Here is a 13,706-nt window from a genome sequence, read left to right on the forward strand (position 1 = left end):
AGCGTGCCGTGTCGTGAGACCACCGGAGCCGCCACCCCAGCACGTGCGCGCGGCGTTCGGTGCACGCACCGCCCTTCCCGAGCCCTACGCCGGTGGACCCGCCTGGCTGTGCGGCGACGTCGTGCTCAAGCCGGTCTTCGACCCGTCGGAGGCGGCGTGGGCCGCCCAGACCCTGGACTCCCTCGAAGTGGACCAGCTGCGCCTCGCCCGGCCGCTGCGCTCCACCGACGGCAGGTGGGTGGTCTCGGGCTGGTCGGCGACCCGGCACATCGCCGGTCAGCCGGAGTCCCGGCACGACGAGGTCATCTCGGTCTCGCTGCGGTTGCACGCGGCAACGGTGGAGCTGCGCCGACCCGACTTCCTGGACGCCCGCAAGGACATCAGCGCGCTCGCTGACCGGATGGCGTGGGGCGAGGCCGACTCGCGGCTGGTCCCGGACCTCGGCGGGCGGATGTTCGCGGTGCTGGTCAACTCGCGCAGGCCCACGCGGCTGCGCTCCCAGCTCGTGCACGGCGACCTGTTCGGCAACGTGCTCTTCGCGGGCAACGCGCCGCCCGGGATCATGGACTTCGCCCCGTACTGGCGTCCGCCGGAGTGGGCCGCGGCGGTGATCGCCGTCGACGCGCTCGCGTGGGGCGGGGCCGACGCCGGGCTGACCAAACGGTGGGCGCACCTGCCGGAGTGGCCGCAGATGCTGCTGCGGGCGCTGCTCCACCGGCTCGCCATGCACGCGCTGCACCCGCGCTCGACCACGCAGACGCTGACCGGCCTCGACCGCGCGGCGCAGCTGGTGCTGGAGACCCTGTAGCTGGTTAACACCGCCGTCACATCGGGGTGAACGCTGCGACATCCGGGTGAAGCACGATACGTGCACCAGCGTCCCGGAGGTGAGCACATGACCCCGCTCTCGTGGATCCAGATCTGCGGCTACGACGCGCTGTGGCCCGACCGCGGCTCGGTGACCGAGCTGCCCGACGGTGCGGAGGCGGCGGTGTTCCGCACCTTCGAGGGCTACGTCCGTGCGGTCGGCAACGTGGACCCGACCACCGGTGCCGCGGTGCTCTCGCGCGGCATCATCGGCGATCGGCGCGGGCGGCTCGTGGTGATCTCGCCGATGCGCAAGGAGGCGTTCGACCTGGAGACCGGCGAGTGCGTGGACGATCCGGAGCTGAGCATCCCGGTGTACCCGGTGCGCGTGGTCGACGGCACGGTCGAGCTCGGCATGGCGGCCTGAGCCGCCCGGGGAATAGTTGAGAGTTCAACGAGCTTGTAGGGTGTGGATGGCCGTAGACCGAGGAGGCCCACCATGCCCGCTGTCACCGCGAACACCCTGACCCTGCCCCGCCTGCCCGAGCTGCCGCGGGCGGAGACCGACTGGCGCGGCGTCAAGCGCGTCGTGCAGGCCCAGCGCTTCCTCGAGGGCGAGGGCTTCGCCGTCCGGCGCCCGTTCCCCGGCATCGACCTCAGCCTCGCCGACCCGTTCCTGCTGCTCGACCACATGGGCGCGGTGGAGTACGCGCCCGGTGAGGCCAAGGGTGCGCCGTGGCACCCGCACCGCGGCTTCGAGACGGTCACGTACATGATCGACGGCGCCATGGAGCACACCGACTCCATCGGCGGCGGCGGAGTGATCACCGACGGCGGTACCCAGTGGATGACCGCGGCGAGCGGGATCCTGCACAACGAGCTGCCGCCGCAGGAGATCGTGACCAAGGGTGGGCTCTTCCACGGCGTCCAGCTGTGGGTGAACCTGCCGAAGGCGATGAAGATGACCGCCCCGCGCTACCAGGACATCGGTGGCCGCGACGTGACTCTCCTGTCCAGTGTGGACGGTGGAGCCCTTGTCCGGGTGATCGCAGGCGAGCTGGACGGGCACGCCGGTCCCGGCGTCACGTGGACGCCGATCACCTACCTGCACGCCACGGTCAGCCCTGGCGCGCAGCTGGACCTGCCGTGGCCGCGGGACTTCAACGCGATGGTCTACGTGCTCTCCGGGCGCGGGACCATCGGGGCCGAAGCCCGGCCGCTCGACGAAGGGCAGCTGGGTGTGTTCAGCGCGGGCTCGGCGCTGACTCTGCGCGCGGCGGACAGCCAGCCGCAGGCCTCGGCCACTGGCTGGGAGGTCCTCGTGCTCGGCGGGCGTCCGATCAACGAGCCGGTCGCGCGCTACGGGCCGTTCGTGATGAACACCCGCGCGGAGATCATCCAGGCGATGGAGGACTACCAGGCCGGTCGCCTGGGCACGATCCCGGCGGAGCGCATGGCGCACCGCGGGGAGACCGACGAGAAGCTGCCGGGAGGTACGGAATGACCATGGAACTGTTCGAGCGCGGGCGGATGTTCCGCGCTGCCGGCGACCCGAGCGGCGCGGCCCGGTTCCTGGCGGAGGCGGCGGCCGTCGAGCCGACGAACCGCGCGGTCCTGGAGGAGCTGGCGCTGGCCCACTTCCAGTCGGCGGCACTCGGTCGCGCCGAGACCGTCGCGCGGGAGCTGGTCCGGCTGGACCCGTCGGACGGCTACGCGCGGCTGCTGCTGGGCCGCACGCTGACCCGCCAGGGCCGGGACGCCGAAGCCGCCGTCGAGCTCAAGCTCGCCGCGGCCCTCGGCGCTGCCTAGAAGAGACCGGGCTGGGAGTCGTCCTCCTCGGCGTGAGCGGAGGGCGACTCCTCCCAGCGGTGCGCGGCGAAGTCGATCTTGCCGTCCATGATGGCGACGCCCTCCGCCCGGAGGAGCTGGAGCTGCTCGTCGGCCAGGTGCGGGGCGGGGGTGCCGTTCGCGCGGAGGACCCGGTGCCACGGCAGGTCGTGACCGTCCTCGGCGAGGATGCGGCCCACGATGCGCGGCGACGGCGCTTTGGCCACCGCCGCCACGTCACCGTAGGTCGCGACCTGGCCGGCGGGGATGGAGCGGATCACGTCCCGGACGCGGTCGTGTGTCTGTTCGTCCACGCCGTTGATTGTGGCGCAGGGCACCGACAACCTCAGCCGGTGTACCCGGCGACGATCTTGGAGAACTCGTAGCTGCCCTGGTTGATGCCGCTGCAGTTCTGTGCGGGCTGACCGCAGTTGCCCTGGTCCCGGTTCGCGGCCCAGAACGTGAAGCGCCCGAGGTGGTTCTTCACGGCGTAGTCCCGCATCGCCGTGAAGTTCGCCGGGGTCACGGTCTCCTTCTGGTCGGTGATCCCGTTCATCGACGAGATCCCGCTGCGCTTGTAAGCCTCCGCATCGGAGTAGCCGAAGGTGCTGCTGAGCTTGGACCGCAGTCCGTCCACCGCGGTGATGGTGTCCGCCGCCATGTCGGAGCCGCCGAAGTTGAACGGCATCAGCGTCCACACGTCGATGTCCGCGCCGATCTTCTTCGCCTGGTCGATGAGCCGCTGCCCGTGGGTCTCCGGCCCGGTCCTCGCGGTGCCCATGGTGATCACGGTGCTGATGCCGGGGTTCTTCGACTTGACGATCTTCAGCGCGCCGAGCACCCGGTCCTGCACGGCGGGCGTCTCGAACTCGCTGGCCTCGATGTCGATGTCGATCGCCTTGAGCTCGTAGGCGTCGATGACCTTCTGGTAGGCCCCGGCGAGATCGGTCTCGTTGGCGCACTTCTCGCCGAGCTTGTTGCCTGCCCAGCCGCCGAAGGACGGCACGACGTCGCCGCCTGCCGAGCGGATCTTCTCGATCTTCGCGGCGTCCGGGCCGGTGAGCTCGCGCTGCCCGTCCCACTTCGGGTTGCAGCCGCCGTCGGAGAGGATGAACGCCAGCGTGAACGCCTGGACCCCGGTGGTCCGCATGACCTGTGCCGGGTCGATGTCGTCGCCCCAGCCGTAGAGGTAGGGCGACGCGGTGACCGGGTTGACGGCGGTCTCGGCGTTGGCGGGGGCGGTCATGCCGACGAGGGCGGTGGCGCTGAGCGCGCAGAGCAGGGTCCGCCGCAGGAACTTCATCGCGTCCTCCAGGACGTCGTGCCCGGTGGCGGCGGAACCGGGTCGGGTGCTGATGGCCACGGACACAGTGGACTGGACCAATTTCGGTGTCAACGGTCCGATCGGCCCTGGCGGAATCCCGTGCCGGAGAATCCCTTCACGGTCGGTTGGCGTGAAAGTGCCTGGTGCACAGGGATTTCATCAAACGCCCTGCGGGAACTCCGCTAGGTACCTTCGTCTTCTTCGCGGTGTGCGGGTAATGCGAGGTTTGTTTCGGTGAGTTGTGGGTAATGGCCCTGGGGCGTTCTGGGCTTAGAACGCCCCAGGGCCAAGCATCAACCGGTGTAGCCGCCGGTGATCCGGGTGAACTCGTAGGTGCCCTGGTTGATGCCGCTGCAGTTCGAGCCTGCCGCGCCGCAGTTGCCGAAGTCGCGGTTGGTGGCCCAGAACGTGAAGCGGCCCAGGTGGTTCTTGGTGGCGTAGTCGCGCATGGCCGTGAAGTTGGCCGCGGTGACCGTCTCGTTCTGGTCGGTCTTGCCGTTCATCGAGGAGATCCCGCTGTGCCGGTAGGCGTCCGCGGCGGAGTAGCCGAAGGTGCTGCTCAGTCGGGAGCGGAGGTTGTCGACCGCGCTGATGGTGTCGGTGACCATGTTGCCGCCGCCGAAGTTGAACGGCATCAGCGTCCACACGTCCACGTTCGCGCCGAGCTCGCGGGCGCGGCGGATGAGGCGCTGGCCGTCGGCGTCCGGGCCGTTCTTGGCCGTGCCCATGGTGATCACGGTCCTCACGCCGGGGTTGCGGTCCTTGACGATCTTCAGCGCGCCGAGCACCTTGTCCTGCGACGCCGGGTTGTGGAACTCGGTGTTCTCGATGTCGATGTCGATCGCGGTGAGCCGGAACGCGTCGATCACCTTCTGGTAGGCCCCGGCGAGCGCGCTCGCGCTGGAGCAGCGGTCGCCGAGCTTGTTGCCGGACCAGCCGCCGAAGGAGGGCACGATCTCGCCTCCGGCGCCGCGGATCTGGTTGATCATCGCGGACTTCGCCGACAGCTCCTGGTTGCCGTCCCACTTCGGGTTGCAGCCGCCGTCGGAGAGGATGAAGGCCAGGGTGAAGGACTTCACGCCGGTCTGGCGCATCACGTCGACGGGGTTGATCGTCCGGCCCCAGCTGTACAGGTAGGGCGAGGCGGTGACGGGGTTGACCGCGGCCTGGGCCGGGGTCGCGAGGCCGAGCATGGCGGTGGCGCTGAGCGCGCAGAGCAGGGTCCGCCGCAGAAACCTCATGGGTCCTCCAGTGCTCGCGGTGCAGGGGGACTCGCGTCGAGGCGGCGAACCGAGCGAGCGGTAAGCGCTCTCCACCGTGGACTAGACCACTTGCGGTGTCAAGCATCCGGTAGTAGGTCGGTCACCGCGTTCGCGGACGCGAAAAGGGCGACACGACGGCCCCCGTGCGCGATGTCGTCGGTGCAGCGTGGTTGCATCCAACGGTGCCTGTAGTCCACGCGCCGACCCTGGTACGGGGGTCGGACCCGGTCCGGCGTCGCCCCGAGTGGGACGTCGCGGGCCGGCGCGCGCTGGAGAACCCGGGCGGGCCGGTGCGCGTGCTCGGCGGGCCGGGGACCGGGAAGACCACGCTGCTGGCCGAGCTGGCCGCCGACCGCATCCTGAACCGGGGCCTCGATCCGGAGAGCGTGCTGGTCCTGTGCGCGAGCCGCAAGGCGGCCACCACGATGCGGGCGCACATCACGTCGTTGATCAGCGAGGCGCGGGTGGACAGCCCGCTGCGCACGGTTCGCGAGCCGCTCGTGCGGACCGTGCACTCCTACGCCTTCGCCGTGCTGCGGTTGCACGCCACGACCTACGACCAGCCGCCGCCGCGCCTGCTGTCCGGGCCGGAGCAGGACGTCGTGGTGCGCGAGCTGCTCGCCGGTGACATCGAGGACGGCGCGGACTACTGGCCGGAACGGCTGCGGCCCGCCATCGCGCTGCCGGGCTTCGCCGCGGAGCTCCGGGATCTGCTGCTGCGCGCGGCCGAACGGGGCCTGGGGCCGGAGGACCTCGTCGAGCTCGGGCGCGAGCGCGGGCGGCCGGAGTGGGTCGCCGCGGGCACGTTCGGCGCTCAGTACGAGCAGGTGCAGCTGTTGCGCGGCTCGGTGGGCTCCGAGGCGCCCCAGGCCACCGCGCCCGCCTTGGACGCCGCTGAGCTCGTCGGCGCGGCGCTCGGTGTGTTCCACCTCGAACCCGAGCTGCTGGAGCGCGAGCGCGCCAGGGTGCGGCTGTTGCTCGTCGACGACGCGCAACACCTTGACCCGCAACAGTTCGAGCTGGTGCGGGTGATCGGTGGCTCGGCGGGGGAGTTCGTGCTCGCCGGTGACCCCGACCAGGCCGTGTTCTCCTTCCGGGGCGCCGATCCGCAGCTGCTGCGCGACGCCGGTGGGCGCACGGTCACGCTGTCCACCGACCACCGGATGAGCCCGGCCGTGCGCGAGGCCGTGCGCCGGTTGTCGGCTCGGTTGCCCGGTCCGCCAAGGGTTCTGAACGCTCCCGGTGAGCAGCCGCCCGGTGAGGTCGGTGTGCGGTTGTTCGCCTCAGGCGCCCAGGAGGCGGCGTGGGTCGCCGACCAGCTTCGCCGGGCGCACCTGATCGACGAGGTGCCGTGGTCGGAGATGGCCGTCGTGGCGCGGTCGACCGGCAGGGTGATGCCCGTGCTGCGGCGAGCCCTGCTCGCGGCGGGGGTGCCGGTGGCGGTCGATCTGGACGAGCTGCCGTTGCCGCAGCAGAGCGCGGTGTGGCCGCTGCTCGCGCTGCTGAGGTGTGCCGCGCGCCCCGCCGAGCTGGAGCCGGAGGTCGCCGCCGCGTTGTTGTCGAGCCCGCTCGGTGGTGCGGATCCGTTGGCACTGCGGCGACTTCGGCGCGGGTTGCGGCGGCTCGAACTGGCGGCGGGCAGCGACCGCCCGAGCGGTGACCTGCTGGTCGACGTCCTCCAGGTGCCGGATCAGCTTGCCGGGCTCGAGGACCTGGCCGCCGCGCCCGCCCGCAGGGTCTCGGGGTTGTTGCAGATCGCCCGCGACGCCATCGCCAAGCACGCCAGCGTGGAGCAGGTGCTGTGGCAGGTGTGGCAGGCGAGCGGTCTGGAGGAGCGTTGGACCCGGCAAGCAACACGGTCTGGACCTGTTGGGGCGCAAGCTGATCGGGACCTGGACGCGATCGTGGCGCTGTTCGACGCCGCCGCGCGCTACACCGACCGGCTGCCCGGTCAGGACGTCGCCGGGTTCGCCGACTACCTCACGGCGCAACAGATCGCGGGTGACACGCTCGCGGCCACCGCGCCGCGGGGTGAGTCGGTCACGGTGCTCACCGCGCACGCGGCGGTCGGTCGCGAGTGGACGGTCGTCGCGGTTCCCGGCGTCCAGGAGGGCGCCTGGCCCGACCTCCGGCTGCGCGGGTCGTTGCTGGGAGTGGAGAAGCTCATCGACCAGCTCGCGGGTCTGGAGCCGTCGGACAAGCTCTCCGCGACGGCTCCGCTGCTGGCCGAAGAGCGCAGGCTGTTGCTGGTCGCCGCGAGCCGGGCGAAGAAGAAGCTGTTGGTCAGCGCGGTGCGCGGCGAGGACGAGCAGCCGTCGCGGTTCCTCGACGAGCTGGACGGGTTCGACCAGTTCGGTACCGAGGAGGCTCCGAGGCCGATCGCGAAGCCGGAGCGCGGGCTGGTGCTCGCCGAGCTCGTCGGTGAGCTGCGTTCCGTGGTGTGCGACGACGACGCCGAGCCGGACAAGCGCGACCGCGCCGCGAGGCAGCTCGCCCGGCTGGCGCAGGCCGGGGTTCCCGGCGCGCACCCGGACACCTGGTACGGGCTGCCGGACACCTCGACCAAGGCTCCACTGTGGACAGAAGAGGACACCGTGTCGGTTTCCCCGTCCACAGTGGATGTGCTCACCCGGTGCCCGATGCGGTGGATGGTGGAAAGGCACGGCGGGCAGGACTCCGCCGAGCTGGCGTCGATCACCGGATCGCTGGTGCACGCGTTGGTGCAGGCCGCAGCGGAGGGCGCGGACAACGACACCCTGCGCAAGACGCTCGACCAGGCGTGGGCGACCGTGGACGCGGGCGCGCCGTGGTTCTCGCGCAAGGAACGCACGCGGGTCGAGGCGATGCTGTCCGCCTTCATGACGTGGCTGTCCACCAGCCGCGCGGAGCTGACGCAGGTCGCGGTCGAGAACGAGCTGTCGGTCAACCTCCCGGCGAAGCCCGGTGGACCTTGGCTGAGGGTGCGCGGCCGGGTCGACCGGCTCGACGTGGACAAGGACGGCCGCGCGGTCGTGGTGGACGTCAAGACCGGTCGCACCCCGGTGAGCAGGGCCGAGGCCGAGGAACACCCGCAGCTCGCGGTCTACCAGCTCGCGGTGGCGCTCGGCGCGTTCTCCAAGCTGGGGCTCAGCAACGAACCGGGCGGAGCGCGGCTGTTGTTCGTGTCCAAGGAGGACAAGAAGACCGGGGCGGCGGAACGGGTTCAGCCGCCACTGGACGAGCAGGCCATCAAGGCGTGGACCGACGTGGTGCACGCCGCCGCGGCCTCCTGTGTCGGGCCCGAGTACGCCGCGACCGAGAACGCGGACTGTTCCCGTTGCCCCGCAAGGACTTGCTGTCCGATCCAGCCGTCCGGCCGACAGGTCACGGAATGACCGCCAGTCCGGCCCGGATCGCGGAAGCCCTCGGCCTGCACCCACCGACACCGGAACAGGCCGAGGTCATCGCCGCGACCACCGAGCCCGCACTGGTGATCGCGGGCGCGGGAGCAGGCAAGACCGAGACGATGGCGGCCCGGGTGGTCTGGCTGGTCGCCAACGGTCTTGTCACACCGGACCGCGTCCTCGGCCTGACCTTCACCCGCAAGGCCGCGCGCCAGCTCGCCGACCGGGTGCGGCTCCGGCTGCGGCGGCTGGCGGGATCGGGTCTGCTCGACCAGCTCGATCCCAGTGGTGACCGCACGAACGCCGTGATGACCGGCGAACCGACAGTGCTGACCTACCACGCGTATGCGGGACGGCTCGTCGGCGAGCACGGGCTCCGGCTGCCGGTCGAGCCGGGCGCGCGACTGTTGCGCGAGACGGCGTCGTGGCAGCTCGCGCATCGGGTGGTCTCGACGTGGACCGAGGACATCGACACCGACAAGGTTCCGTCAACGGTCACCGGGTACCTGCTCGCGCTCGCAGGTGAGCTCGGGGAGCACCTGGTCAGCCCCGAGCGCCTGCGCGAGCACGCCGAGGAGTTCTGCCGCTACGTCGAGAGCGCTCCGAAGGGACCGCGCCAACGCGACGAGCTGAGTCAGGACTTGCAGAAAGTCCTTGCAGCACAACGGCTTCGGATCGCGCTGCTGCCGTTGGTCGAGGCGTACTCCGCGCGGAAGCGGCGCGAGGCGTCGATGGACTTCGCCGACCAGATGTCGATGGCCGCGCGCCTCGCCGAGGACCACCCGGAGGTCGTCACCGGTGAGCGCGAACGCTACGGCGCGGTCCTGCTCGACGAGTACCAGGACACCGGACACGCTCAGCGCGTGTTGCTGCGCGCGTTGTTCGGTGGCGGCCATCGCACGCCCGTTCCCGTTACGGCAGTGGGTGATCCGGCGCAGGCGATCTACGGATGGCGCGGTGCGAGTGCGGCCAACCTCCCGCGCTTCGCCACCGACTTCCCGCGTTACGGCGAAGACCGGTTGGAACCCGCTCGCCGATACGGACTGCTCACCAGCTTCCGCAACCCGCCGGAGGTCCTCGCACTGGCGAACGCGGTCTCCGAGCCGTTGCGCTCCGCAGGGCTGGACGTGGAGGAGCTGCGCGCCAGGGACAACGCGGGACCGGGCGACGTTAGGCTGGCGCTGTTGCCTGACGTGCACCAGGAACTGGACTGGGTGGCCGACACGATCGCCGCCTACTGGCAGTCCAGAGTGGACACAACGGGGGAGTCGCCGACCGCGGCGGTGCTGGTGCGTCGGCGGTCGGACATGGCGGAGATGGCGACCGCACTGCGCGATCGCGGCCTTCCCGTCGAAGTGGTCGGCCTCGGCGGGCTGCTCGACGAGCCCGAGGTGCGCGACCTGGTCAGCGCGCTGAGGGTGCTCGTCGACCCGCTCGCGGGCACGGCCGCGATGCGGTTGCTCACCGGATCACGGTGGCGCCTGGGCGTTTCCGACATCGCCGCGTTGTGGGACCGGGCGAAGCTGCTCGCCAGCGGCTCTGACGCGACGCGGACCGGAACCGACGCGATCGCCGACGCGTTGCCCGGTGAGCACGCCGAGCTGGCCGGTCTTGTCGACGCGGTGGACGATCCCGGCGAGGCCGATGCGTACTCGCCGGAGGGCTACCGCCGCGTGCGCAGGCTGGGGCGGGAGCTGGCGGCGCTGCGGCGCAGGATGGACCAGCCGCTGCCGGAGCTGGTCGCCGACGTCGAGCGGAACCTGTTGCTGGACATCGAGACCCTGGCCCGTCCCAACATGATCGGCCGCGCCCAGCTCGACGCCTTCGCCGACGTGGTCGCGGACTTCGCCTCGGCCAGCCCGTCAGCGACGCTACCGTCCCTTTTGGACTTCCTCAGCGCGGCGGAACGCGCGGAGGACGGCTTGGAGCCCGGTGAGGTGGAGGTCGCCGAGGACCGCGTGCAGATCCTGACCGTGCACGCCTCCAAGGGACTGGAGTGGGAGATCGTCGCGGTGCCGCACCTGGTCCGTGACGTGTTCCCCGGGAAGAAGAGGTCGTCGAGCTGGTTGCGCACACCCCAGCAGCTGCCCGCGGAGCTGCGCGGTGACGCACAGGACCTTCCGACGCTCTCGCTGGAGAGCTGCGGCAACCGCAAGGAGATCGAGACCGCGCTCAAGGTGCACGCGGAGGACTTCGAGGAGCGCAGGCTGATCGAGGAGCGGCGGCTGCTCTACGTTGCGCTGACCCGGTCCGAGCACGCGTTGCTGGTCTCCGGGCACTGGTGGGGCGAGACGGGGGAGAAGCCGCGCGGTCCCTCGGAGTTCCTGACCGAGATCCGCGATGCGGTGTTCGCCTCCCCGGAGATCGGTTCGGTGCCGCACTGGGCTCCGGAGCCGGTGCTCGACGCGGAGAACCCGCTCGCCCAGGGGGCCAAGAGCGCGCAGTGGCCGCACGATCCCTTGTCCCGCAGGCGATCCGCCGTCCAGCGGGGCGCGGACATGGTGCGCGCCGCGCTCACCGAGCTGCCAGATCCGTCCACTGTGGACAAATCACTCCCTGAGCCGCCGGACGACGACGAGTTCGCCGACGAGAACGACCCGGAGGGCTGGGCCCGCGACGTCGATGTCCTGCTCGCGGAGCGGGCGGCCGCCGCGAACCGGCGGGAGCAGGTGCTGCTGCCCTCGCAGCTTTCGGTCAGCCAGCTCGTCGAGCTCGCGGCCGACCCCGGCGCGCTCGCGCGGCGGCTGCGGCGGCCGTTGCCGTTCCCGCCGAACCCGACCGCGCGCCGCGGTACCGCCTTCCACGCCTGGCTGGAGCAGCGCTTCGGCGCGACGCGGCTGCTCGACCTCGACGAGCTGCCAGGGGCCGCGGACGAGACGGCCGTGCCCGATGCGGACCTCGACGCGCTCCAGCGCGCGTTCCTGGCCAGCGCCTGGGCCGACCGCACGCCGCTGGAGGTCGAGGTGCCCTTCGAGACCGAGGTCGACGGCATCGCCGTGCGCGGCCGGATGGACGCGGTCTTCGCCGAGGCCGACGGCGGCTGGACGGTGGTGGACTGGAAGACCGGAGCGGTGCCCGACGACGCACACCTGCCCGCCGTCGCGGTGCAGCTGGCGGCTTACCGGCTCGCGTGGGCCAGCCTGCACGGGGTGCCGTTGGAGAAGGTCCGCGCCGCGTTCCACTACGTCCGGCACGATCACACGCTGCGGCCCGCCGACCTGCTGGACGCGGAAGGGCTGCGCGGGCTGCTCCGCTCCATCCCCCGTCCCGGCTAACCTGGCGACGTGCCCGCCAGCGCCGAACCAGCCCCAGCGAACGCGACCAGCACCGACGAGCCCGCTGTCCTGCTCGACCCGGCGAGCGGCGCGTGGTCCTGCGTCGGCCGGGAGCTGACCGTCGTCGCCAGGGCCGCTCGCTGTCACCTCGACCGGTTGCTAGCCGCGCGCGGGCTGACCTTCGCCGGGTTCCTCGCGCTCCAGGAGCTGGCCGCCTGTGCCCGCGGCAACTCCGAGCTGGCCGCACGGCTGGAGATCGAGGCCCCCACGCTGACCAGGCAGATCAACAAGCTGGTCGCGACCGGGCTGGTCGAGCGGATCGTGCCGGAGAACAACCGGCGTTGCGTGCGGCTGTCGCTGACCCGCAAGGGGCGCGCGCTGCTCGGCACGCTGCGCGCGGAGGTCGCCGAGGCCGACGCCGAGGTGCGCTCGTGCCTGGCGGAGGAGGAGCTGATCACCCTGCGCGAGCTGCTCGGCAGGCTCGGCGCGCGGCTGGAGGACCTGGGGCGTCAGCGCGGAGAGGGCTGGTGCGCCAACTCCAGCGTGCGTTCGTAGAGGACTTCCAACAGCCAGCGGCCGAACAGGGACGGGCCGAACTCACCGGAGCGGTCCTCCGGCGGGACCAGGGCCTTCGCGCCCTCGCCGTCCGCGGTGACCACGCCGATGCCGTAGTAGTCGAGCTCGATCATGCGCCACGGGTCCTCCGGCTGCGGGGTCGGCAGCACCACCGCGCACGGGGCCAGCGTCATCAGCGTTCCGCAGGAGGTCAGCGCCCGATCCACCGATGACTCGAACACCAGGACCCCGAGCAGCTCCACCGCGGGCACCGGGACCTGGTCGTGGAAGCTCGGCTCGAACCACGAGCGGAACCACGACGGGTCGGACTCCGGTGGCCAGCCGTTGCGGGCGCGCCACTCGTGCACATCGCTGCGGATCCGGACGACGGCGGAAACCTGTTGCCCCAGAACGGACACGTCTGGGACGACCACGCCGTGCCAGCCGAGTGCGTTCGCGGCGTGTTCAAGAGGCGGCACCGGGGCATCGTAGGCCCAGCGATGCCGCCTTGGGGAGGCCGTGGCGCCGAAAATGCAATTGGCATTTAGCGCCTTGCCCGGGATCACCTGCGGATTTTGGCGCGCATTCACCAAATTTTTAGTCACCCTGTCGACTCTCCACCGCGTGTCGCCCCATCGGGTGACCAGCGCCCCCCTGCACCCCCTGCATCGCAGGTCAGGGCGTCTCAAGCGAAGGAGAGTGGTCGATGAACCGACGTTCGGTCATCACCGTGTTCGGCGTCGCCGCGATCGCCGCCGGAACCCTGCTCGCCGGCGGCCCGTCCGCGCTCGCGTCCGGGCTGCCCGGCACCGAGGCGAGCGTTCCCGAGGCCCAGCGCCTCGCCGGTCTCACCCCGCCCGCCGCCGACCGCAGCGGCGTCAAGCTCAGCCACGGCGCCGCCGTGACCCGGCTGCGCAACGCCGGGCTGACCATCTGGTCCAGCGGCAACTGCTCGGACCGGCTCAACCCGAACTGCACGTCCTTCGAGCAGATCAACTCCGGGACCATCGACGGGGTCGTCACGCTGAAGAAGGCCAGTGGCTGCCCGATCAACGTCACCGGTGGCACCGAGGACGCGCACGGCTCGCACGCGGGCTACTCGCACTGGAACGGCTACAAGGTCGACTTCAGCCGCGGCGAGTGCGTCGAGGGCTACATCCGCCGCAACTTCACCAAGGTCAACCCGCCGACCTTCGGCATCGAGCAGTACAAGGCGCCCAGCGGCAACATCTACACCAACGAGAGCAACCACTGGGACGTCCTGTACTGGTGA

The 13,706-nt window shown here is 71.2% G+C and carries 12 protein-coding genes; 8 read left to right on the forward strand and 4 right to left on the reverse strand.

Features of this window, described 5'->3' with window-relative positions:
• The first annotated feature begins 13 nt into the window (after positions 1-13).
• From ACFFQA_RS25990 to ACFFQA_RS26005, 4 genes are all read left to right on the forward strand, one after another.
• Positions 14-808 (forward strand): TIGR02569 family protein, encoded by a 795-nt coding sequence (locus tag ACFFQA_RS25990; protein WP_377857445.1) that lies wholly within the window; start codon positions 14-16, stop codon positions 806-808.
• Positions 809-895: 87 nt separating this feature from the next.
• Positions 896-1,234 carry a nitrite reductase small subunit NirD gene (gene nirD, locus ACFFQA_RS25995; protein WP_377857447.1) on the forward strand — a complete coding sequence of 113 codons (339 nt, stop codon included), beginning with the start codon at positions 896-898 and terminating at the stop codon, positions 1,232-1,234.
• Positions 1,235-1,306: 72 nt separating this feature from the next.
• Positions 1,307-2,311, forward strand: a complete 1,005-nt coding sequence (locus ACFFQA_RS26000; protein ID WP_377857450.1) for a pirin family protein — start codon at positions 1,307-1,309, stop codon at positions 2,309-2,311.
• On the forward strand, positions 2,308-2,616 hold the full coding sequence (locus tag ACFFQA_RS26005) for a tetratricopeptide repeat protein (protein WP_377857452.1): 309 nt from the start codon (positions 2,308-2,310) through the stop codon (positions 2,614-2,616). The genes ACFFQA_RS26000 and ACFFQA_RS26005 overlap by 4 nt, the downstream gene beginning before the upstream one ends.
• On the opposite strand, the gene ACFFQA_RS26010 is transcribed toward ACFFQA_RS26005, so the two are convergent.
• From ACFFQA_RS26010 to ACFFQA_RS26020, 3 genes are all read right to left on the reverse strand, one after another.
• Positions 2,613-2,948, reverse strand: a complete 336-nt coding sequence (locus tag ACFFQA_RS26010; protein WP_377857455.1) for an MGMT family protein — start codon at positions 2,946-2,948, stop codon at positions 2,613-2,615. The genes ACFFQA_RS26005 and ACFFQA_RS26010 overlap by 4 nt on opposite strands.
• Before the next feature lie 32 nt (positions 2,949-2,980).
• Positions 2,981-3,937 carry a chitinase gene (locus ACFFQA_RS26015; RefSeq protein WP_377857712.1) on the reverse strand — a complete coding sequence of 319 codons (957 nt, stop codon included), beginning with the start codon at positions 3,935-3,937 and terminating at the stop codon, positions 2,981-2,983.
• A 314-nt stretch (positions 3,938-4,251) separates the two neighbouring features.
• Positions 4,252-5,199: a chitinase gene (locus ACFFQA_RS26020; RefSeq protein WP_377857458.1), complete on the reverse strand. Its 948-nt coding sequence runs from the start codon at positions 5,197-5,199 to the stop codon at positions 4,252-4,254.
• A gap of 203 nt (positions 5,200-5,402) precedes the next feature.
• Between ACFFQA_RS26020 and ACFFQA_RS26025 the strand changes: the two genes are divergently transcribed.
• The 3 genes from ACFFQA_RS26025 to ACFFQA_RS26035 are packed head-to-tail and all read left to right on the forward strand — an operon-like array spanning position 5,403 to position 12,433.
• Positions 5,403-8,594 (forward strand): ATP-dependent helicase, encoded by a 3,192-nt coding sequence (locus ACFFQA_RS26025; RefSeq protein ID WP_377857461.1) that lies wholly within the window; start codon positions 5,403-5,405, stop codon positions 8,592-8,594.
• Positions 8,591-11,878 (forward strand): ATP-dependent helicase, encoded by a 3,288-nt coding sequence (locus tag ACFFQA_RS26030; RefSeq protein WP_377857464.1) that lies wholly within the window; start codon positions 8,591-8,593, stop codon positions 11,876-11,878. The genes ACFFQA_RS26025 and ACFFQA_RS26030 overlap by 4 nt, the downstream gene beginning before the upstream one ends.
• Positions 11,879-11,887: 9 nt before the next feature.
• Entirely contained in the window at positions 11,888-12,433 is a 546-nt protein-coding gene (locus tag ACFFQA_RS26035) for a MarR family winged helix-turn-helix transcriptional regulator (RefSeq protein WP_377857467.1), read from the forward strand.
• Here ACFFQA_RS26035 and ACFFQA_RS26040 read toward each other — a convergent pair.
• Complete coding sequence (locus ACFFQA_RS26040; RefSeq protein ID WP_377857470.1) at positions 12,388-12,912, reverse strand: hypothetical protein; 525 nt, start codon at positions 12,910-12,912, stop codon at positions 12,388-12,390. The two genes, ACFFQA_RS26035 and ACFFQA_RS26040, sit on opposite strands and share 46 nt — an antisense overlap.
• Positions 12,913-13,139: 227 nt before the next feature.
• Between ACFFQA_RS26040 and ACFFQA_RS26045 the strand changes: the two genes are divergently transcribed.
• Positions 13,140-13,706 (forward strand): hypothetical protein, encoded by a 567-nt coding sequence (locus tag ACFFQA_RS26045; protein WP_377857472.1) that lies wholly within the window; start codon positions 13,140-13,142, stop codon positions 13,704-13,706.

It is taken from the genome of Allokutzneria oryzae (assembly GCF_042429765.1).
GTDB classification, from domain to species: Bacteria; Actinomycetota; Actinomycetes; order Mycobacteriales; family Pseudonocardiaceae; genus Allokutzneria; species Allokutzneria oryzae.